The 19,220-nt window shown below is 48.5% G+C and carries 22 protein-coding genes; 4 read left to right on the top strand and 18 right to left on the bottom strand.

Going from position 1 to position 19,220, the window contains the following annotated elements:
- Nucleotides 1-2: 2 nt before the first annotated feature.
- The 18 genes from OFAG_RS07950 to OFAG_RS07865 all read right to left on the bottom strand — a co-directional run bounded on the left by OFAG_RS07950 (nucleotide 3) and on the right by OFAG_RS07865 (nucleotide 15,989).
- Nucleotides 3-1,982 carry a phage terminase large subunit family protein gene (locus OFAG_RS07950; RefSeq protein ID WP_005876823.1) on the bottom strand — a complete coding sequence of 660 codons (1,980 nt, stop codon included), beginning with the start codon at nucleotides 1,980-1,982 and terminating at the stop codon, nucleotides 3-5.
- A gap of 9 nt (nucleotides 1,983-1,991) precedes the next feature.
- Nucleotides 1,992-2,513: a helix-turn-helix domain-containing protein gene (locus OFAG_RS07945; protein WP_005876825.1), complete on the bottom strand. Its 522-nt coding sequence runs from the start codon at nucleotides 2,511-2,513 to the stop codon at nucleotides 1,992-1,994.
- Between the two features lie 62 nt (nucleotides 2,514-2,575).
- Nucleotides 2,576-3,004 (bottom strand): hypothetical protein, encoded by a 429-nt coding sequence (locus OFAG_RS07940; RefSeq protein WP_005876827.1) that lies wholly within the window; start codon nucleotides 3,002-3,004, stop codon nucleotides 2,576-2,578.
- A 116-nt stretch (nucleotides 3,005-3,120) separates the two neighbouring features.
- Nucleotides 3,121-3,339 (bottom strand): hypothetical protein, encoded by a 219-nt coding sequence (locus tag OFAG_RS14170; protein WP_196806227.1) that lies wholly within the window; start codon nucleotides 3,337-3,339, stop codon nucleotides 3,121-3,123.
- 129 nt (nucleotides 3,340-3,468) lie between these two features.
- Entirely contained in the window at nucleotides 3,469-4,647 is a 1,179-nt protein-coding gene (locus OFAG_RS12960; protein ID WP_005876830.1) for an NUDIX hydrolase, read from the bottom strand.
- 13 nt (nucleotides 4,648-4,660) lie between these two features.
- On the bottom strand, nucleotides 4,661-7,909 hold the full coding sequence (locus tag OFAG_RS12955; protein ID WP_005876831.1) for a WGR domain-containing protein: 3,249 nt from the start codon (nucleotides 7,907-7,909) through the stop codon (nucleotides 4,661-4,663).
- 50 nt (nucleotides 7,910-7,959) lie between these two features.
- Nucleotides 7,960-8,220 (bottom strand): hypothetical protein, encoded by a 261-nt coding sequence (locus OFAG_RS07920; protein WP_020995110.1) that lies wholly within the window; start codon nucleotides 8,218-8,220, stop codon nucleotides 7,960-7,962.
- A complete protein-coding gene (locus OFAG_RS07915; RefSeq protein WP_020995109.1) occupies nucleotides 8,220-8,816 on the bottom strand; it encodes a hypothetical protein in 597 nt (198 codons plus the stop codon). The genes OFAG_RS07920 and OFAG_RS07915 overlap by 1 nt, the downstream gene beginning before the upstream one ends.
- Nucleotides 8,817-8,837: 21 nt before the next feature.
- The gene (locus OFAG_RS07910; RefSeq protein ID WP_020995108.1) at nucleotides 8,838-9,194 is read right to left on the bottom strand and encodes a nuclease domain-containing protein; all 357 of its coding nucleotides are present in this window, start codon (nucleotides 9,192-9,194) and stop codon (nucleotides 8,838-8,840) included.
- Nucleotides 9,169-9,711 carry a DUF1367 family protein gene (locus OFAG_RS07905; RefSeq protein WP_005876836.1) on the bottom strand — a complete coding sequence of 181 codons (543 nt, stop codon included), beginning with the start codon at nucleotides 9,709-9,711 and terminating at the stop codon, nucleotides 9,169-9,171. The genes OFAG_RS07910 and OFAG_RS07905 overlap by 26 nt, the downstream gene beginning before the upstream one ends.
- 13 nt (nucleotides 9,712-9,724) lie before the next feature.
- Nucleotides 9,725-10,069, bottom strand: a complete 345-nt coding sequence (locus tag OFAG_RS07900; protein ID WP_005876838.1) for a DUF1064 domain-containing protein — start codon at nucleotides 10,067-10,069, stop codon at nucleotides 9,725-9,727.
- Nucleotides 10,066-10,536, bottom strand: coding sequence for a hypothetical protein (locus OFAG_RS07895; RefSeq protein ID WP_187138748.1), 471 nt, complete (start codon nucleotides 10,534-10,536; stop codon nucleotides 10,066-10,068). The genes OFAG_RS07900 and OFAG_RS07895 overlap by 4 nt, the downstream gene beginning before the upstream one ends.
- Nucleotides 10,537-10,729: 193 nt before the next feature.
- Complete coding sequence (locus OFAG_RS12950; RefSeq protein WP_231371685.1) at nucleotides 10,730-11,671, bottom strand: BRO-N domain-containing protein; 942 nt, start codon at nucleotides 11,669-11,671, stop codon at nucleotides 10,730-10,732.
- Nucleotides 11,672-11,674: 3 nt separating this feature from the next.
- The gene (locus tag OFAG_RS07885; protein WP_005876841.1) at nucleotides 11,675-11,893 is read right to left on the bottom strand and encodes a hypothetical protein; all 219 of its coding nucleotides are present in this window, start codon (nucleotides 11,891-11,893) and stop codon (nucleotides 11,675-11,677) included.
- A gap of 301 nt (nucleotides 11,894-12,194) precedes the next feature.
- On the bottom strand, nucleotides 12,195-13,100 hold the full coding sequence (locus OFAG_RS07880; RefSeq protein ID WP_020995105.1) for a toprim domain-containing protein: 906 nt from the start codon (nucleotides 13,098-13,100) through the stop codon (nucleotides 12,195-12,197).
- The gene (locus OFAG_RS07875; RefSeq protein ID WP_005876844.1) at nucleotides 13,097-14,584 is read right to left on the bottom strand and encodes a DEAD/DEAH box helicase; all 1,488 of its coding nucleotides are present in this window, start codon (nucleotides 14,582-14,584) and stop codon (nucleotides 13,097-13,099) included. Before OFAG_RS07875 ends, OFAG_RS07880 begins: the two co-directional genes overlap by 4 nt.
- Entirely contained in the window at nucleotides 14,581-15,588 is a 1,008-nt protein-coding gene (locus OFAG_RS12945) for a ParB N-terminal domain-containing protein (protein ID WP_005876846.1), read from the bottom strand. Before OFAG_RS12945 ends, OFAG_RS07875 begins: the two co-directional genes overlap by 4 nt.
- The gene (locus tag OFAG_RS07865) at nucleotides 15,585-15,989 is read right to left on the bottom strand and encodes a hypothetical protein (protein WP_020995104.1); all 405 of its coding nucleotides are present in this window, start codon (nucleotides 15,987-15,989) and stop codon (nucleotides 15,585-15,587) included. Before OFAG_RS07865 ends, OFAG_RS12945 begins: the two co-directional genes overlap by 4 nt.
- A gap of 348 nt (nucleotides 15,990-16,337) precedes the next feature.
- Between OFAG_RS07865 and OFAG_RS07860 the strand changes: the two genes are divergently transcribed.
- The 4 genes from OFAG_RS07860 (at nucleotide 16,338) to OFAG_RS07845 (ending at nucleotide 19,220) form a co-directional block, all read left to right on the top strand.
- Nucleotides 16,338-17,045 carry a S24 family peptidase gene (locus OFAG_RS07860; RefSeq protein ID WP_005876850.1) on the top strand — a complete coding sequence of 236 codons (708 nt, stop codon included), beginning with the start codon at nucleotides 16,338-16,340 and terminating at the stop codon, nucleotides 17,043-17,045.
- A 326-nt stretch (nucleotides 17,046-17,371) separates the two neighbouring features.
- Nucleotides 17,372-17,779 carry a hypothetical protein gene (locus tag OFAG_RS07855; RefSeq protein WP_005876851.1) on the top strand — a complete coding sequence of 136 codons (408 nt, stop codon included), beginning with the start codon at nucleotides 17,372-17,374 and terminating at the stop codon, nucleotides 17,777-17,779.
- Between the two features lie 2 nt (nucleotides 17,780-17,781).
- Nucleotides 17,782-18,396: a YqaJ viral recombinase family protein gene (locus tag OFAG_RS07850; RefSeq protein ID WP_020995101.1), complete on the top strand. Its 615-nt coding sequence runs from the start codon at nucleotides 17,782-17,784 to the stop codon at nucleotides 18,394-18,396.
- Between the two features lie 2 nt (nucleotides 18,397-18,398).
- On the top strand, nucleotides 18,399-19,220 hold the full coding sequence (locus OFAG_RS07845; RefSeq protein ID WP_005876855.1) for a DUF1351 domain-containing protein: 822 nt from the start codon (nucleotides 18,399-18,401) through the stop codon (nucleotides 19,218-19,220).

Genomic DNA, 19,220 nt, shown 5'->3' with positions numbered 1-19,220 from the left:
GGCTATTTGGCAATAAACCAGTCACATGCGACATCTGATGCTCGTGTCCGGAACTGCCTTTCCATGCACCGGCCATCCTGATAATGCAGGCATTTTGAACAGGTATGGCTTTCAGTGTTGTCCTCAAGAATATCCAGCACCTTTTCAGGCAAACCTGGCATTTGCTTTTCGAGTTCTTTTCTTTGTTCGCTTTTCCCGGTATCGGGCATCAAAAAGGTTGCCGAGCCATACGCACGGCACCATGCCGCACAGCACAACATGTATGCAAAAGAAAAATGCGGGTCCAGACCGACTTTCACGACCTTGCGTCTGATTTTGTGTTCATCCTCACTCGTTTCTGTCACCAGCGCCGTTTTCGTGAAATGTGGCCAGACCATGTCCCGGAGAATCGGACGTTTTTCCATGCGGCCCTTGATATCGATTTCCTGCGTCAATTCTCCCGATGCCGGGAAAAGTGTCATTTTCCGGGTTATCCTCGCCATCGCCCATGACATCAGCTTGTACTGGTCAATCGACAAGGTATATCTGTCCCGGTATTCTTCGGCCGTTTTCCGGTCGGATTGTGACAGACTGGCGTCTCCCCAACGGATCATGTCGTCTTCGATATTGGTATAGGACGATACAAGAAACACCCTGCCGACATGACGGGATGCAAACTGTTTTGCACTGTCATAATTCGGTAGCTGCTCGCAACAGCAGACTACGACATGATAATCGTCCATCAATTCATCCAGACGGGACCATGGGTCAAGTCCGTAAATCGCCTCGGCATGGATAACCGCCATCCGTCCGTCCGGCATTCTTTCCGCCAGATACGCACAGGCAAAACCGCCCATATTGTCCACGCCCATAAACGCTTCCCTTGACGATTTTTTCCACTGCAATCCGGCTTTCATACCCAGCCGCTCGCACTCTTCCAGTATGGCCATCGTAACCGGTACCTGAGACGGATCCATGTACGGTTTTCCCAGTTTGCGGTTGTAAAAATTCTTCAGATTTTTGGCATTGTAAAAACTCTCGATGATTTCTCTCGGAGAAATAGTCGGCGACAGAAACTGCGAAAAATGGGCCGAAATGATTTCGGCGCCCGGATTGTCGGCAATCCACTCCCCGTTTTGAGGATCGGCAATCCAGCCTTGGCAATAAGGGCAGACATAACAGTAATCGTCTGACGGTGCACCCGCTATTTGACCATGGTTATAAGCAACACACGCCGGAAAATGATCGTCAAAAATGAACGATTTCCGGCAATGCGGACAAGAAGTATGAAACCGGTACTGACATCCACGCAAATACCACCAATTGATATCGGCTTCGGGCCAGTTTGCCGTCGATCCCATCAACGTGCATTTTATGGAAGACGCTGACAGACGTTCCTGCGTCTTTTCCATATCTTCCACCAGCATTTCCTGCACTTCATCAAACGTCAACACATCCAGCGGTATGGATTCGGTTGAAGTCTTCCCCGACGTCCACATAAAATGAAACCGGGAATCCCCCATACTGCGGACAAGGACATTGCCTTCGGACGCCTTGCCATCTGTCAGGCAGTTATGGGCGACCGGAATGGTCCTGACAATCGGGATAAAACGCTCTGACGATTTGATGGCCGCCAGATCGCGTCCGGGCAGATACATCCCGACTTTGCAAGGCATCCATTTCATGGCTACGTAAATGGCATACAGCATTTCCATGACAGTAAACCCGACCTGGGCGCATTTCTGCAGCACGATGGTTTTCCGGAAGGCTTCTTCGGGCGTAGACGGCAGCAGATCATAGAGAAACCGCATGGCTGGCCGGTTTTCCAGTGAAAAAGGAATACCATCAACACGCAGGCCTTCTCTGCCCAGCTGTTCGCACCACTGCGTAAAGGTTTGCTCTTCCGGAATGAGGATGTTATGGGGCATTTCCAGTTTCAGCCTGCGTCGACGCCGCAATTCGATTTCCGCAGCCGCCATCAGGGATATGTTGGGCCTTGCCATTTCCGCCTTTTAAAGAATCGTTTTGCCGGAAGCCAATGCTTCAAGCTGGGCGTCGGTCATTTTTCGCAACGAAGCCGGATCGATAACGATATCCAGCCCCCACGCCTTGCGCTCACCTTCCTGCTGGATTTTGGTGGCTTCGGCCATTGTTTTCGCGAGTTTGACCAGACCGGATGCTGTCCTGTTATCCTTTTTCTCAAGACTTTGTACGGTCGCTTCTATGACATCCGTCACCTTCCCCCATTCTTCCCTGTGACGGCTGATTACCGCGGCTTTCCGTTCGGCTTCTGCGTCAATGGCTTCCGCTTTTTTCTCCGGATTTTCAGTCCTCCGGATTCGTGCAACTTTTTCTGCAACTTTTCGCCGTATAACGTCTTCCACGTCGGACCCGTCACCCCAGTTCTCGGCTTTTGCCCGTTTCTGGATAGCCTGATGAGTGACGTTATACTCCCTGGCAAGCTCCTGGAACTTCGCGCCCGCTTCCCGTTTCGCCCTGATCTCTTGCCATTGCTCAAGGGTCAACTTTGCCATTGGATTCCTCCGTGATGTTCAACTTTGCAACTAATGCAACTCTTTGCATTGCAACTTTGCAACTATTCTTTCATCACGACAGGGCAAAAAATTGTGTTTCTTTTCGGCGGAACACCATCTTTGAGGTAAGGGTTTTTGGGTTTCCATCTTTGAATCGGCACATCAACGATGATCTTCTTGTTCCGGTTGTACGGTTGCATGGTACCGGATTCGACTTTGATCACGCCAGACGGCTCCAGCGCATACGTTGATATGTCTTTGTCAAAGGTATGGTATCTCGTCTCGATGGGTGAAAAGGCATATTCGTTTGTTTCCGTCGTCTCGAGCCGCTCAGCCATAGCAGAAAACTCACGCATACCGACACTGTCCTCATCCCTTTCCACTACTTTGTAAAACCGTGGATAAGCGGTTTCAGGAAAACCGTCAATCGGCTTTGGGACGAGATAAAACCAGCTTTCCACTTTTATTTGCGGCGCTACCATTTTTGCCATGTACGATCTCCTTGCAGCAATCTGCAACTATTTTCCCATCACGACGTGCAAGCTGCGACCATACCTCCGGAACACAAAAAAGGAGCTTACGAAAGCTCCCTTATCCTTCTCCATCATCACTGTAACGATCGTTTCCGCCCGTATGCGCCATCCGGTTGAATTTGTTCCATATCGTTCCAGACATGCATGTATGCATTGTGCAAATCCCTTTCATACACGCTGTCTTTGAAATTCGGATATGAAATATTGTAAATAGCATCACTCATCGCATCGCAGACTTCTATACGTTTGACGATCGCACGGTACCGGTAATCATTATCTGGTGTTTCCATCACAAACACTTCCGGGAATACCCTTTCAATATCCCCCGGTCGTCGTGCACGTACAAGCAATTCGTCCTCAGCACAATCCTTATGAACAATACTGAAAAAGCAATCTGACATCATAATCCACATGTTTTTACCTCACATTTTCTTGACCAGTTCATGAATAGGCTGGTCCGTCTTGTTTGCCGCAGCCTGTTCGAGATGGCTCTTCGGTACCAGTTGAACCGCCTGCGTCTCCCAGCCAACATCAACCGGTGAACCTCCTATTCTCCGTCCCCGATACATCCGGGTAACCGTCGTCGTCCGTTCGAAATCGCCAATGTAACCGGTTATTTCAACTTTCAGGCCGGTTTCTTCGAATACTTCTTTGATTGCGTTTGCCTGATACGATAATTCGTCTTCAAGCCGCCCTTTCGGGTAAGTGGTTTTATAGCCGCCAAAACCGTTTGTCGGAGACACCAGCCAAATTCTGCCATCCGGTTCCTCAATGACAACTCCTGTCGCCGCTTCCTTGTTTTGCGGGATTCGCAAAGGTGGCTCATCCAGATCTTCCATAATGCCAGGAACGTTCTCCCAATCCTCGCCTTCCGGATGGTCTGCCCATTCTGCAAATGGGATCCCGTTCAGTTCAGATGGCGCCTTTCCCGACGGAACAAAAACGGCAATCGATCGCGGATCGTTCCAGGTTTCCGGGCCGGTCGGTTTTGAGGGATGGAGAATATTGACCGGTTTCCCGTTTTCATCAGGCGATGGATGATCTTCCGCATCGGGATAATCATTGTCCCTTCGGGATGCTCTGCTATCGTCGAACGGTTTTACGACTGTCCCGTCTTTTCTGACATATCCGGGGTTATGCGCCTTTGCCAGCGCTTCTCCAGTCTCAATTGGCCCTTCGAACCAGAATCTTGCGTGCGGGTAAAGCGTACTGACCGTTCCCAGCATCAGTGAATCGATATAAACGATCAGTTTGTCGATCTCTTCTTCCCCCCTGTTCTTCCGGATTATCCCGAAAAGATACTGGGCGAACAGACCGAAAGCCGATCTCAGCATATCCATATCCGACTGACCGGAGTCGATCTGCAAACGGGTTGCCAACTCGTCATTCAGTCCGGCTTTTCCCGACCAGCCGTCAATCGTCCGATATGACGTGTCCGTCCCGGAAAAAATTTCTGCAGCACGGTTTACGGCACCATAAACATCATCAATCGAGTCTGCCGTCAGCACGTCATGGACAAACTTCCTGACCAGCTGATCGACCACTTCGGTGGAACCCAGATTCCGGTTGCTTCCCATGTCCCGCAATGATTCTTCAAACATGCTTTAATCCCTTTCAATTCGGTAACGCAACGACTTCCACCAAATATTTGCAATGTTTTCCCCACGTCCCGTATTCATCGTTTATCACCTCATTTTTATGGATTTTCCGGACGTAGAATTTACTGCCATACGGCAAAATACATTCCGATTCACTGGCAAAATGCGAAATGGCACTCCCATTCCCTTTGGGATCCTGACCGACATAAAGTCCCCTGACCCCTTCCCCACATACAATTCTCAACTGGATATCGCCGCTCCATGTGTTCGGTTTGGTACTGGCTGAAATAATTCCGAAGTCCTTTATAACCGATCCTTCCGATTCCAATAATTTTTGTATATTAAAGCTGGGATTTTCGTGGAATGAAAATCGCCTCGATAAAACCGTTCCGGCTGGAATATGCACGGCTGCCTTGTCAACGCAATCGATCACATAGTCGGTTTTGCCATGTGTACCCACGCCTGTAGCCGGGTTATTCATTTTTGTGTAAGCGCTCCCTGTATAATCCATCAGTGCCTGCTGGTGCGTCTGTGACATGGCCGCAAAGGATTGCTTGGATTGTATGTACATCTCGTGTGTATTCATGGACACTTCGCTTTTCGACCTCTTCTTGGGTTGCCAGCCCTGAAACAAATCGCCTCCGACCACTTTTCCGAGAACGGCATACCGGCCCAACTTGTGGCTGTGGCCGACCAGTTTGCGGGTATCCCTGAAAAGGTTGGCCAGCGAACCGAAGATGCCGCCAACAGTGGATACCGCAACCTCAACAATACCTTTTGGCGCTACCTTTATCGGATTCTCGATGGCATGTACCACGTCTTGCCAATATTTGACCACATGCTGTGACTTGTGATTCTGAATATGAGACAGATCGCCTGTTGCATTACCGTTATCGTAACTGATCGGCTGGAATTTGAAATCCTGCAGCGCTTGCAGATTCCCTTCTTTTCCCAGAGAATGAATCTGGTTGGCCAGCTCCTGGTTTTGTTGATTCAGGTGCGCTTTGCTGGATAGTCCCTTCCCTTTTCCGTGCCACTCCAGAAAGTTCGGCGCTCCCGGAATGACGATTTCCGTTTTGGGGCGGAATTCGTTTGCTACTTCCGGATATTTCACTGCCAGATACTTTTTTCTCTGGATGAGTTTGTCAGCCAGTTTTCCTATCTCTTTTTTCGATCCGGGCCCATAGGCAAAACACAAGCTGCGAATGGAATTGTCAGACAGCTTCAGGACGTTTTTGACCGATTCCTTTATCTGGTCCTGCGTCAGTCCGGCAAACACATGTGCGGCTTGCGGATTCACCGATGCATCGCGCAAGGTATCGACTTCGGAAACGGTCAAACCGAAAGCATTTCCCTTCTTTTTGCCCTGTGCCCGGTATTCAAGGGCACCCCCGACATCGACTCGTATTGCCTTTTTGCCATTGCATTGCAGGTTATCGTATCCGAGACCGACTACATCCCAGTTACCGAGCCATGCATCGACAGCAAAACCTTCTGCAACACCCGATAATTTCGACAACTTGTCCTTGTCTTTCTGCAAGCCCGAAACAAATTTCGAAGCAACCCCGACCTTTCCGTTTCGCTTGATGAGCGACAGAGCCGGCACTTCGATACCACACGCCTCGTAAAGTTTTCCGGCCAGTACTTCAGACTTGGCCATATTTTCATCGGACGGAAACTTGCAATACCACTTCTGTCCGGCCTCGTCCTCGAAATAACCGCCTTCATTCGATCCTTCCTGCGCACCGACCTGTTTCCAGCCGCTTATGTCTTTTTCATCCTGCCGTATTACCTCGTGGATCGATACCACTTTCGGCGCATAATGATTTTCTGTCTTGTGCCACCTGCCATTCTGGAATACAAGAGTGCCTTCCGCCCCCTGTTTGGTATCGCCGTCCTGTGGACCGGTGTTTTCCGGTTCTGCTGCAGCTTTTCCGGAAGTCACTTCATCATTCTTCCCATCCATGACATTGACTGAATTGGCCTCTTCTTTCATGCCATTGGACAACTCGTCTTTTCCAGTGACTTTGTACCCTTTCTTCAGTTTCTGGTTAAGCAGCTTTTTCGCCGTGTCCATTGCATCCTTGGCAGAATGCGCTGACTGTTCTTTTTGTACTCCCTTGGTGCCGATCTTGCCCCACGATGTAATGATTTTTTCCCCGTCCACTTCGATCGACCAGAATTTATTGGACTTGTCATCCTTGAATTCAAGTTCGGTTTTGACTGGGGACTGTTTTTCGTTATCGTCAGCGTTCTCGACAGGAGAATCCGGTTGATTGGCAACTCTGACAGCAGCCGGAACAGGCACTTCGTTACCCGGTTTCGCCTGTCCGGATGATTCCATCACTTCCGATAGCTCTGTTTTTTCTTCCGGACTGCCCGAATATTTTTGTTTTGCCTCCCCAAGCAGTTTCTCCGCCTCATTACCGACACCACGCGTCAACTCCGCTATGGCCGCTTCTTTCTTTTCCGGCGCCAGCTTGTCAAATGCTGCATACTGTTCGGCTGTCGGCAATTGAGCGCTGAGGATAGACTGATGGAAACCATGGACATTGGCCGCGTCCTTTTGCAACTCCTTGCCTTTCTCGATGATCACTTTCAACTGATTAACCGGCGTGGACATTTGCCACTTTGCATCGTTTGACAGCGATTCGGCAGCTTTTTTGACATAGTAACCGTACTGCCCTTTCAACACCTCCGAAATTTTTTGTGAAGCCTGAATATCCTCTTCCGATTTTTTCGGCTTTTCAGGTTCGACTTTTGGATTCTCGTTATTCTGCCCTTCTTTATGCAGTTCCTCTTTCTTCAGTTTCCGCAAGGCGCTCGCAAACAATCCATTGAATTTTTCCTCGCCGACTTTGTCGCTCAGCTCTGTCATCATGCCAAGCATCTTGTCTTTCGGCTGTGACACGAAGGCACTTGTCTGACTGTTGTACGGGACCTTTCCTGCAACAATAAATTTTTTGAATCCGGCGATACTGGACTTCAACGATGCCTGTTTCTGAAGGTTTGTCGCCGACGAGAGAATATGCGCCAGTTTGTGTTCATGAGGCAAATTCTCCCATCCTGGCATTTTCGAGAGCTTTTTATGCGCCAGTTTCTGTGAATACGTCCCTTTACCGGACACAACTTCGTGTGAATCTTTATCCGGATCCACATGAACGGTTTTCTGATGTGCCGGAACTATCGTCCCGTCTGAGCGGGTATATGCCGGAACCGTAATTGTCTTGGTGGTTGTAGCTTTAAGCAGGAGATAAATAGGCATTTCACGAATCCGTTTATCGTAATCAACCCATTATTCCGTCACGAACGAATTCATTCATCCACATGTTTGACGATTATCTCCGCCGGCATTTCCGGTGTGATATCCAGATTCAGGACACATCGGAAACCGGCGTCTTTGCCGTTTCTCAATTTCAGCCCGCAACAGCATAATGCCCGATAGCCTCCCGATTCTTCTAGGCCGCAATCGGAACACCTGACCTTTCCAGTCCTTTTCCCCTCGACACTGATTTCAGCGACCAGCCGTCCGTAACAAACACGACATACATGATCCAGCAATACAAATCTGCGCATTAATGCAGCCCTCCGAACAATGACATCTGTACTGTATCTACCTTGATCGCAGGACGACGCCCGAAAACGATTTCTTCGCGCTCAAGGCGCAAAATCCTCAACATGGCCTCAAGCGTATTCGAGGCATCATCGATAACCTGATAACGGACGTCACTGCCCTGTTTCGTCGTCAGCCTGACCGGGTATAACCATACGGTTTTCCCCTTGCCTTTTATCTGTTCCGGACGCCGCCAGAACCAGTCTGACGGAGAAGGTGTGCATCCTTTCGCGTTTCTCCCTTTTTTCACTTCTGCGGCCCGGTTGCTGCATGAGACGCATACCCCGTTTGAGAGGAGCCGATCGGCATAACAATGACATCTGACGCACATGTGTCTTGGCAGATTTCCGCTTCGCATGACAATCGGCTGTTCTCCGGCATGCAAGGCGCCAATCTTGCAACCGATACATTTCTGCAGTGTGTGATATTCGCCGACCCTGATTTTTTTCGAGGCTTTATACATACAGGCACAACGCGAAACCGCTATAGTTGCCTGATATGCGGCACAGAAAAAGTATTGTCCCGGGATCCCATCCATTGTTGTATAGCCAATTTCCATGCCTGCACCTCCGTAAAAATGTCAAACCAAATCCAGCGAGCAGTATTTGACTCCGTAGCGCCTTTCCCGGAATTTCCCCCAGCGTGCATATCCGGCAAGCCATGTCCGTCGCCGCTGGATTTTACTCAACCTGGAACCCTGATCCAGCTCATGGTGGCAATAAAAACATCCCGGAACGGTATAAATATCGGGTACCTTGATGCCTTTACCCTTGCCCAGTTCCAACAGATTGGCGTGACAAGGCACCACCGTTCGCTGATCATTTCTGCATCCCTTGATACGCAAATAACAGTTCTGGCCATAACACAGACGATCTGGATGCAGTAACGGGTCAACCTTGATGCATTTGCCATTAGCGAAAATTCTGACTGTCGTCATCTTCGAATTCCTGTAAGATCGTTTCAACCATATCTGTTGCCTGCTGTTCTGTCAGATGCGGCCACAGGTATGCCGACGCACGTCCGGACCGGAAAAAGCTCACCATTTTTTCGTGGTATTCCCGAAATTCCTGGTCGTCCGCTGCAGCATAAGATATTGATCTCGGCAATGGCACAATACCTCCGTCCGGACCCGGCACCCAATCCACCCAACCTGCTCCGATCTTGACCCAATTCCGGAACTGTTCCCTGTCACTGAAACGTTCCTGTGCATCAAAAAAAGCGCCTTCAATCTTCATGGACCAGCGATGGAATTTACTGGACCGGGTAAACTTGTACTCCATGACGAACAACTCGCCGATTTGCGACCTGAAGATCATTTTCCACCAACGTCGCCATGCTCTGCGATCTTGGTCGGTATGTCCGTCAATCACTCCAAATAACAGTTTCCTCGCACCTTCAAGTGCCTTGCTGTCCGGCATTTCCATGTTCTGACGGATGATATGAATCGTGGTCATGGTCGTTTCCCCATCAGAATGTTTCGACAGACCATCCGCCGCCATCCTTTTTCGCCTTTTTTCTGACGGCCACAAACACAATCGGATACTGATCTGCCGCAATCTTGATCTTGGCTCGGGCATCACCGAGCCAATACCCTTTGACTTCATGCATTTCCAATGCGCCATCAGAGCGCATGACCGAGAAATCTGGTGTATAGAACGTGTTGTCTGCAAGCCTGAATTTCATGCCTTCAAACCGATACCAGACTATTTCTCCTGCACGTTTCCGCCATTCAAGATGTTGTGCATATTCAGATTCTGTCCTGTTCATCTGTCCTGTTTTGAGACGTCCAAGTGCAAGAATTCTTGATTTCATACCGACATCCTCACGAAATTACTGTGCAGCCTGTCATACAGCTTGCAGTTTTCAATAAAACTGTTCCATCCTGCGCCTTTAGCCTCTACTCGCGAGCAATGCAAAACTTCGTTTTTCCCTGGTTGCGGATTCACGAAATAGTGGTAATTCGCTTTTTTCCCCACCCTTATCAGAAAACCTTGCGTATAAAGATGCGATAAAATCGCAGCGCATGGAAAACCCGCTATCGATTTCATCTCAACGGACGAAATGCCAGGAAACTTCTTGACGAGATCAAATGCAATACCCTGTTTTCCTTTCGGTTTATTATTTTTTGTTTCCATTTTTTGTTCCCTGTTCTTTACGCTGCCTTTCCCACTGTACGAGCCGGATATAAGCGTTTTCAGCTGTTTGGCGGTAACCGGCCCTGTACGCTGCTGCAAGCCGGGACCACCACTGGCATAATTCCTCGCTGTTTTGCGACGCATTCCATATTTCATGTTTTTCTTCCGGATCCCATCCAAAAAAACTGTCAAGGCACCGCAAATCGTTTTTCAGGTTATTCATCCTTTAATCGCATTCAGTCAGCCCGCATTGAGCGGGCCTTGTCCTACAAAATCCAGTAAACCCCTATGCCTATCAAGACCAGAAGCCAGCCAATACAATTGAAAATGCGGTCAATCATTTCGCGCCTCTTGATCTGTTCAGAGTTTCATCCCGGGATTTCTTCCTGCTGTTTCTTTCGACTTCCAGGCGTTCAACACAAGCTTTTGCAATCTGAAGCACATCTTCTTCCGGAAACATGAAATCCGGGAATTTCCGGATCATGCTCGGTATTTCATCGTGCGTGGTGAAAAAGCCTTTATGCGGTATCAGATCTATTTTCACGTCTCCATAATGTGAAAAATTCAGCAATATCCGGCGTCCGGATAGCATGTGCATCAGTTTCTCTGTTGTGAGCCGTGAGGGATTTTGCAGAACTTTTTCATCATCCCACGGGGGAAGGCTGTTGACGGCATATTTCCCGGTCTTGCGGATGGCGGGCAAGACTTCGGATGTGACCCATTTACGGAAGCGTTTGGCTTCGGGCTTGCGAGAACGCAGGATTAGGGCATACAGACCGGATTCGTTGATGATAGACATCTCCTGCTTACCGCCAGGGGTCTGCGTTAAATGCAGACCCTTTTCATCGTCGTCAAGACGCCTTATCTGTTCTGTTCCGATATCAATTGCAGCGCAAACATCAGCAGCGATAAACCAGATATCGCCGTTTCGGTTGATTGCACGGACAGGAAAGTTATCGAAATTAAAGGATTCGGTTGCTACGGACGTAGCAATGGATTGATTAGACATAATATGTCTCCGCACATAAGGTTTATAACCTTGCCTTTCCTGTCGCCAAACAGGGCGGGCAAGAGCTTGCGGGTTGGCGAACCGATTGTGCGGTACTATCGGCGCATCCGAAGATGCCCCACAAGCTCCGCCCATAGACGGAGACATACGGACATTAAAAAACCGCACTGATGGCGGTTGTCCGCCGCACAATAACAGGTCGCCAAACCCGGCACCGTCTTTTTCCGGTGCAGGGTCAGTATAGCCCGTGTGGTTTTCCTGTGCAATCATCTTCTAAACCCCGTGGCTCACGCCATGTATGAGATCCCGCAACAATGCCCTCTTATCTTTGCGGCATGCTTTTTCGGTCGGCAATAATGCCCCCACCCGCAAAAGCATGATCGCGTCGTTATGCGACATCTTTGTTTTTTTCCATTCGTCGAACAAACCACGACGTCTCATGTAGTCGTTCAGTTCGCTTTGCCGGAATCCTTTTCCCGCCCTGTTTTCCATCTTTTCTGTCCCCTCTATCTCGCTGTTTACTTATCTCTTTAAAGGTATTTCCCAAGATTCTCTCGGTTCAAAAGGCGTAACACCCCCAAGAGACGATCAACGATCCTCCCCCGGTGGCGCATTTCCCTGAGTTCCCTACGGCCCATTCATGCGTCAAGCAGACTTTCAAGAGTTTTCACTCTTGCCGCGCCCCGTTCTACTTCTTCCACCCCACGTTCGGCCTGGCGCTCGTTCTTGCCTACACTCCTACACTCACGGGCGTCGGCGGTTGTCCCTCCCTATATACCGTGAGCGTTCCTCCTTACCTGATTACCATCCTCGCCTTCCTCATGATTTCCATTTTCACTTTCATGCTTCCTTTTTCTCCCCATTCCCGCCTTGCGTCGTCCCAGTCAGAACCTTCGATGCCTTCCGGGTAAGCAAGACCGCATTTCATTAGCTTTGCCGCTTCTGTTCCTCTCTCGATGCCGGGGTTCACAAACGGCGCTTTCTTTGCCGTTTGCCAGTCGTTGTCGGCACAGACCACGGTCATGCCGGAAACTTTTCTTTGTTTTGCAACCTCAACAAGATTGGCTGCATTGAAACAGACCTCGACTGATGCACCAGGAATGCTCTGGTATATCGCCAAACCTGTGGCAAAACCTTCGCAAAAGCACGTCACGACGCTGTTGCGCCGCTGTATGCAGTATGTCGCACCTTTGACTGGACAGTTGTGCCGGAATTTTTTGTTGCCTTCTGGATCAATTGTCTGCAGACTGACCAGTTCACCCTTCCTGTAAAGGGGAATCACCAGCAAGTCACGGTCAATCCGTAATTGCCCACACCCCTGCATGGACAATCCTTTTCTGTTGAGATAAGGATGGTTATCCCTCAATGCCGGCAAGCGTTTCCAACACTCCCGCATCTGTCCTATTGCAGCAGCACGCTCGTTCTGTTCTTTCCTTTTCTGAATTTGCGCACGTTCTCTGGCCCGTCTGACCTCATCCTGTGACAGTGGTCTTTCTGTCCGCTCATTCCGGACCCATCGTCGCGGTTCGCTCATGACGGCGTGGTTCTGGACAAGCCCATGCGATTCCATCCATTTCACGGCACCATTGCGTTTTCTGGGATGGTCTACTGTCGGATAACGACTCCAGACGCCATAGGGCGGCAATGTATCGATGACGATTCCACAATCCCGGCAGAATTCAATGAAGTCCATGCTCATGCCGCTTTTCTCCTTGATTTGGCATAAGCGATGTTCATGGCCCGGATTTTGCCTAGGACAGGCGCTGTAACGATGTCAGACGGCGTTGTGTTGCCATATCGTTTAGTCGGCCAGACACCGGTTATACGGCGAAACACGGCCAAGGCATATTTCTCGGCCTTTTCAGGCTGTTTATGCAACTGCGCATACCGCACGATCTGCGGCCATAGTTCAATGGTCAGTTCCTGTCTGGCTCCTGATGTAATCAGTTCCTTGAGGGTTCCAGCTTTGTGTATGACTTTGGATTTCTTTGGCGGGTACTCATGCCCGCAATTCGGACAATATGGTGCTGAGGCGTGCAAGGCCTTGCATACCGGGCATTTCGTGTATTTGTCCTCGATGTCTTCCAGTTTTTTCTTTTTCCGATTTTTCGGTTTGCCATCGTCCAGTTCGGCCGCGCCATGCTGGAAAAAGTCCTGCATCTCATCCATGAAGCGCAAACAATTGCCGGAGTGATCCAGCACGATGCACTCTTTCTTGTCCGGATGAATCCGCAAACCTCGCCCGAAAAGCTGGATATGTTCCGCCAGCGAATTACGCAACGGTCGGGCCATGATGATGCACTCGACATCCGGCTGGTCAAATCCCTTGCTGGCAGCGGTCACGGTAATCAGACCGCGATAGACGCTACCTGGCTTCTTGAATTCGTTGACGATTTCCTCGCGTTCGGCTTCGGACGTTTTGTAGGTATAGTTTGCGCACAGAATTCCCGCCGCCATGAATTGACGCTGCAGCTCTTCCACGTGTACTGTGTCCACCGCTGAACAGATAAATTTCTTACCATTGCAATGTTCGACATATTCCTTGACGCAATCCCCGACGACTTGCAGGGCACGTCTGGAAGTCTCTTTCTCTTCCCATTCGCCTGCCACGACCTTGACATCGTTCATGTCCGGCTCCTTGCAAGCAAATATGCGGTAGTTCGACAAAAAACCATCGTCGATCAGGGACTGGGTTGATGTGACGTTGACCAGATTGTCGTAGAGTTTCCCGAGGCCTTTTGTAAATGGAGTCGCCGTCAGGCCGATGACAACGGTATCGCGTTCACTGATGCGTTTTTTGACTGTTTCCGTGACGGTGTGGCACTCGTCAATGATGATAAGGTCGGATTTCGGCCATTGACGCCTTGCAAGAGTTTGTGAAGAACAGACCTGTACTCGCTCATATGGACGCCACCTCCAGTGGTTCGACTGGATCACACCATGTGCGATGCCGTATCGTTCGAACATGGCGGATGTCTGATTGATCAAACTGACACGGTCACAGACGAATGCGGCACGTTTGCCTTTTCCTGAACATTCATCGACCAGATAAGACGCCAGAACCGTTTTACCCGATCCAGTAGGTGCGCACAGCAGCTGATTTTTCAGCCCACGGCGAATACCATCACGCAACTGCTCGATTGCGCGTTCCTGGTATGGCCTGAGCTGAATGTCCACTTTCACGATTTCAGTCTCCTGACCGCGGAAACGATTTCACTCCAGTCTTCCGTTTCGACAATCTTGCCGATTTCACGCAATTTGCTGGTAACATAGCGTGCCTGGTTTTTCGCTGCACCGACTTCTGCCGTCAACGTGTCAATCTGGCGGCTCAACGCAAAATTCAGGTCTTGCAGACGGACAATTTCAGCGTCTTTGTCGTCTTTGGTCAGTGATTCGATTTTTCTGTGCAGCTGCTCGTTTTCCCGCTGGGTTTCGTCTATGAGTTCTTCCAGCGTCGGCCCGTCAGAAAACGCATCGTCCAGATTAACTGAACCAGTTATTTCTCCTGCTGGTTCCGGATCGATGATTTTTTCAGGTTGTTCCGCAGTTACTTCATCCGCGGGTTCTGATATGGGATTTCCCATATCGCTGTCCTGTGGCGATACCGGTTTGGGTGGTGTGACTGTTTTGGCAGCTGCATTGATCGAGATTTCGCCAGAGCGAGCTTTTTCAATAATTTCCGGTTCAGCCTTGCTCAATACTTTCTGTACTTTCTGAACAGTATCGCGGCTGACACCGGCAGATTTGGCAATCTCTTCGGTTGTGTTAATTCTTTCGATAGGTTTTGCAGAATTCTGCAAAACCTTTCCTTCATGACGTTTTCCTGAAGTTTCAAGGCCTGAATTCTGGTTTTCCTTGGCTTTCTTTTCCAGTAATGGCTTCAGTCTCAAGGCCAGTTCGGTACGCTGGAAATCCGTCAGATTACGGCGCCCCATCTGGTTGCGGATCATCCATATCTTGACGTCGTCTTTTGTTTTGAGGCCGTTTTTTTCAATGGTCGCATACGGCTTGTTGTGCTTACAGCAGATTTCATACCGGTTGTGACCGTCAAGGATCAATCCGGACCATGTCACTATCGGATCCCGGCATCCATCGGACAAGATACTTTCTTCAAGAAGCGTATATTCTTCATCGCTGAGTTTTGGAATATAGCTTCTCAGTTCTTCGTCAATTTTTAATCCAGTCATTCGATTCCTGCCTTGGAAATAATATCCGACAAAGCGCGTAACTTTCTTTCCGCATCACGCGCCCGTTTTTCCGCTTCTTCCAGTCTTTGTTCCGCTTCGGATTTGGTCATGACGAGCGTGCAACCAACCTGATAAGCTATCCATTCCGGGTAAATGGTATTACCGACAATTTTGCAAAACGGCTTGATCAGATCGCCTTGCAATGTAGCCTTTGATTTTTTGATGTTCGAGAAATAACCGGCATCAATGCCCAGCTCTGAATAGATTTCCTTGTCTTCCAGTCCGGATGAATCACAAGCAAAGGTAAATGCAGCGCCTGCACTCTTTTTTGCACGTATCAGTTCGATAGGAACCTGAATCGCTGAAGACGACTTTCTTTTGACAATTTCAACTCGCGCCATTTTTTTTGAATCCGTTTGTGTTCCTGCACAAAACAAAATTTTTTTAAAGTTACGCTCTGTTTACTTCTGTTTTTTTGGAGCACCATCATGAAACACGAACACATCCGGTCGTATTTCTTGAAAGTACTTGAGCCAACCTTTTGGAATTCCACTATTTCGCCATTCGGAGACAGAGGGAGGCTTGAGATCACAAATTTTTGCCACCTTTGTTGTGCCTCCCAAGCGATCGATGATGATGTTCGGGTCGTAGTCCATATTTTTAAAACTTAGATATACATTAATTTTATTTTAGGCATATCAAATACAAAAGTAAAGCATATCTAAAAATATTATTGTTAGGATTACCTCATGGAATTCTGGAATGAGAGACTGAGCAAGGCGCTAATTGCCCGAAGCAAAAAGCCTGTTGACCTGGTTAAGGCAACAGGAAAGAGTGCTGCGTCGATATCCGGATGGCTTAACGGCCAAACAAAAATGATTGAGGCAGATAACGCTATGCTCGTTTGTGCTTTCTTGCGTATCTCGCCATGGTGGTTGATGTTCGGTAAAGGTAAAAGTGGACTCGAGGAAGAGTTGCCAACCTTTGCAGAACAGGCAGTTGCAATACGCAATCCGGATGAAGAAGCTGTTTTTGATGTATTGGATGTTGTTGCTGTATGCGGCCCCGGAAGAATTAATCCGGACTACCCAGAAATCATCAGATCAATCGTCATGCCTATCACCGAAGCCTATAACCTCATTGGTACCCGGAATACACAAGGTCAAATCAAGATCATCACGGCAGGAAACGACAGCATGGTTCCTACCATAAAACCCAGTGACATTCTTTTTGTCGATACGTCTGTAACTCAATATTCAGGGGAAGCTGTCTATATTCTGGTGCATGGCGGGGAACTGATTTGCAAACGGTTATCGCTACTAGGTAAAGACTTGATCGTTTCCTCTGACAACAAGTTTTACGGTTCCTGGAACTGGAAAGATAAACCGGATGACACACAGATCGTTGGTAAAGTGATACGCGCCCTTCCTATGGATTTTAAAGTTTTCGCAAAATAACAACATCAATAAAATAAACTTCCAACTAACCCGTCATTGACGGGTTTTTTATTGCCCAAAAACCAGTTCGCCTAACAATTTTTTTAAATTTATCTAATTTTTTGTTGACTTGTTAGTTAGGCATATCTAATATTATGCTTAATTTCATCTAATAAATTCAAAGGGACAACGATGAAAACATTTCAACATACAGAAATTCTGAGCACGATGGGCCAGCGAAAAATCGGCGATATATGTTGTGATCTCATCGGGGGAATGATGGCTGGATTGATCATTTTTCTTCCTTTCCTTTTGTACCTGTTCGGTTTTTTGAAAAGGAGCTGGTAATGAAATTCCGTGATCAGACCGCTTATATCAAGGCAAAACGGGAAGAAGCGCTCAAAAAACTTGGAGAAAATTATGTTCTTCATCCCCAGTACGATGCCGTAAAAAACAGACATCACTCTGTTTATGCCGAACCGAATGTTCTGAAAAACATATGGCCAAATATTGGTGACATGTCGATGCAACCAAGGTCGGCGCAACCAAATGAAGTCAACGGCCAATCTTATCTCCTGTTTCTGACACAGGAAGAAATTATTGCCATGTCAGTTGCCGCTCATTACTTCGCAATGTGCATGCATCAAGTCTCTATAGACGAAGCAAATAATTGTGGCGATGAAGTCGCTCTTGTTGCTGAAAGCGCCGGCAGAAAATTTGAAAAAGCCTGCGCTCTGATCAAGAAGGGATCCTGAAAATGACCGAGCAGGAATGGCTTGAAAAGCGAAAATCCGGCATTACAGGAACCGGCGCCAGTGCAATCATGGGATATGGCTATCTGAACAATGTCGAGTACTGGGAACTCAAGACCGGCAAAAGAGGCGAACCCGATCTGTCGGGAAATCCTCTTGTGCAGTACGGACAACAGGCGGAACGGCATCTGATCAGTCTGTTCGCTCTGGATTATCCGGAATATGACGTTGTGCACAAGGATTTCGATTTGCGTGTCCATCCCCAACATCCGTTTCTGCTCGGTTCGCTCGACGGCGAGCTGACGGAAAAAACAACCGGCCGCAAGGGCATTCTGGAAATCAAGACGGCAACCATCATGAACCATGCCCAGTGGGATAAATGGGAAGGCGGAATTCCGATGAACTATTTTTATCAGGTTCTGCATTACCTGCTGGTGACCGGTTATGAGTTTGTCGTCCTGAAAGCGCAACTCAAGAGCAACCGGACAGAAACCCGCCATTACCGTTTCGATCGCTCTGAAGTCCGTGAACAAATCGATGAATTGCTGAAAAACGAACTTGAATTCTGGCAATTCGTCCGGAAAGACATTCGCCCTGCCCTGAAATTACCAAGGATCTGAAAATGGAACTTGTCATTAAAACCGATCTGGACAGCTTTCCGAAGCTGATCGAATTCAATTATCCGGAACTCAAAGGTGTACTGGAAAACAGTCTGATGAAGTATCAGGGACTGGTTTACGGTGAGGATGAAATCAAAAACGCCAAGGCTGACCGGGCTGCTCTGAACAAATTGAAAGCCGCGATTGACGCGGAACGTAAACGCATGAAAGCGGTATGCCTTGCACCGTTTGAAGATTTCGAACGCAAGACCAAAGAACTGATTGCCATGGTCGATAAACCGGTGCTGGAGATTGACGCGCAGATCAAAAAGTTCGACGAGACCAAAAGGGCTTACCGCAAGGTACAACTGTCGAATTTCTATCTGGGTATCGCCCAGGATATTGTCGATATGGTGCCGTTTGACCGGATTTATCAGGACAAATGGACAAATTCATCCGTATCGCCGAAAGCGATCGAAGCCGTGATTACCAATACGGTCAACCAGATCAGGAAAGAGCTGGAAACAATCAAGGGATTCGGCGGTGAAATGGCATTGCAATGCATGGATGTCTATCTCAAGACGCTGAATCTGTCGGATGCGCTCAATGAAAAAACGCGTTTGGAAGAGCTGAAGGCGAAGGTCGAGAAAAAAACGGTGCCAGAACAAAGGCCGGAAGGACTGATGCAATGCCATTCGCCATCAAAAGGCGAACCCGGCTATCGGGAACCCGTACAGAACGCTGAAAAATACACGCTTGAATTTCGCGTCGTTGCAACCGCTGACCAATTGAGTGCCCTGAAAGCATTTTTGAAAGACAACCATATCCATTACGAAAGGGTTTAA

Origin of the sequence: Oxalobacter paraformigenes (genome assembly GCF_000158475.2) — a bacterium.
Taxonomy (GTDB): Bacteria; Pseudomonadota; Gammaproteobacteria; order Burkholderiales; family Burkholderiaceae_D; genus Oxalobacter; species Oxalobacter paraformigenes.
Note: the sequence above shows the minus strand (reverse complement) of the source record. Positions and strands in the feature narration are given on the sequence as shown.

What these genes read in the sequence shown, in the direction of transcription:
- OFAG_RS07950 (WP_005876823.1), bottom strand. Translation starts at nt 1,982, where the DNA reads ATGGCAAGGCCCAACATATCCCTGATGGCGGCTGCGGAAATCGAATTG.
- OFAG_RS07945 (WP_005876825.1), bottom strand. Translation starts at nt 2,513, where the DNA reads ATGGCAAAGTTGACCCTTGAGCAATGGCAAGAGATCAGGGCGAAACGG.
- OFAG_RS07940 (WP_005876827.1), bottom strand. Translation starts at nt 3,004, where the DNA reads ATGGCAAAAATGGTAGCGCCGCAAATAAAAGTGGAAAGCTGGTTTTAT.
- OFAG_RS12960 (WP_005876830.1), bottom strand. Translation starts at nt 4,647, where the DNA reads ATGTTTGAAGAATCATTGCGGGACATGGGAAGCAACCGGAATCTGGGT.
- OFAG_RS12955 (WP_005876831.1), bottom strand. Translation starts at nt 7,909, where the DNA reads ATGCCTATTTATCTCCTGCTTAAAGCTACAACCACCAAGACAATTACG.
- OFAG_RS07920 (WP_020995110.1), bottom strand. Translation starts at nt 8,220, where the DNA reads ATGCGCAGATTTGTATTGCTGGATCATGTATGTCGTGTTTGTTACGGA.
- OFAG_RS07915 (WP_020995109.1), bottom strand. Translation starts at nt 8,816, where the DNA reads ATGGAAATTGGCTATACAACAATGGATGGGATCCCGGGACAATACTTT.
- OFAG_RS07910 (WP_020995108.1), bottom strand. Translation starts at nt 9,194, where the DNA reads ATGACGACAGTCAGAATTTTCGCTAATGGCAAATGCATCAAGGTTGAC.
- OFAG_RS07905 (WP_005876836.1), bottom strand. Translation starts at nt 9,711, where the DNA reads ATGACCACGATTCATATCATCCGTCAGAACATGGAAATGCCGGACAGC.
- OFAG_RS07900 (WP_005876838.1), bottom strand. Translation starts at nt 10,069, where the DNA reads ATGAAATCAAGAATTCTTGCACTTGGACGTCTCAAAACAGGACAGATG.
- OFAG_RS07895 (WP_187138748.1), bottom strand. Translation starts at nt 10,536, where the DNA reads ATGCGTCGCAAAACAGCGAGGAATTATGCCAGTGGTGGTCCCGGCTTG.
- OFAG_RS12950 (WP_231371685.1), bottom strand. Translation starts at nt 11,671, where the DNA reads ATGATTGCACAGGAAAACCACACGGGCTATACTGACCCTGCACCGGAA.
- OFAG_RS07885 (WP_005876841.1), bottom strand. Translation starts at nt 11,893, where the DNA reads ATGGAAAACAGGGCGGGAAAAGGATTCCGGCAAAGCGAACTGAACGAC.
- OFAG_RS07880 (WP_020995105.1), bottom strand. Translation starts at nt 13,100, where the DNA reads ATGAGCATGGACTTCATTGAATTCTGCCGGGATTGTGGAATCGTCATC.
- OFAG_RS12945 (WP_005876846.1), bottom strand. Translation starts at nt 15,588, where the DNA reads ATGACTGGATTAAAAATTGACGAAGAACTGAGAAGCTATATTCCAAAA.
- OFAG_RS07865 (WP_020995104.1), bottom strand. Translation starts at nt 15,989, where the DNA reads ATGGCGCGAGTTGAAATTGTCAAAAGAAAGTCGTCTTCAGCGATTCAG.
- OFAG_RS07860 (WP_005876850.1), top strand. Translation starts at nt 16,338, where the DNA reads ATGGAATTCTGGAATGAGAGACTGAGCAAGGCGCTAATTGCCCGAAGC.
- OFAG_RS07855 (WP_005876851.1), top strand. Translation starts at nt 17,372, where the DNA reads ATGAAATTCCGTGATCAGACCGCTTATATCAAGGCAAAACGGGAAGAA.
- OFAG_RS07850 (WP_020995101.1), top strand. Translation starts at nt 17,782, where the DNA reads ATGACCGAGCAGGAATGGCTTGAAAAGCGAAAATCCGGCATTACAGGA.
- OFAG_RS07845 (WP_005876855.1), top strand. Translation starts at nt 18,399, where the DNA reads ATGGAACTTGTCATTAAAACCGATCTGGACAGCTTTCCGAAGCTGATC.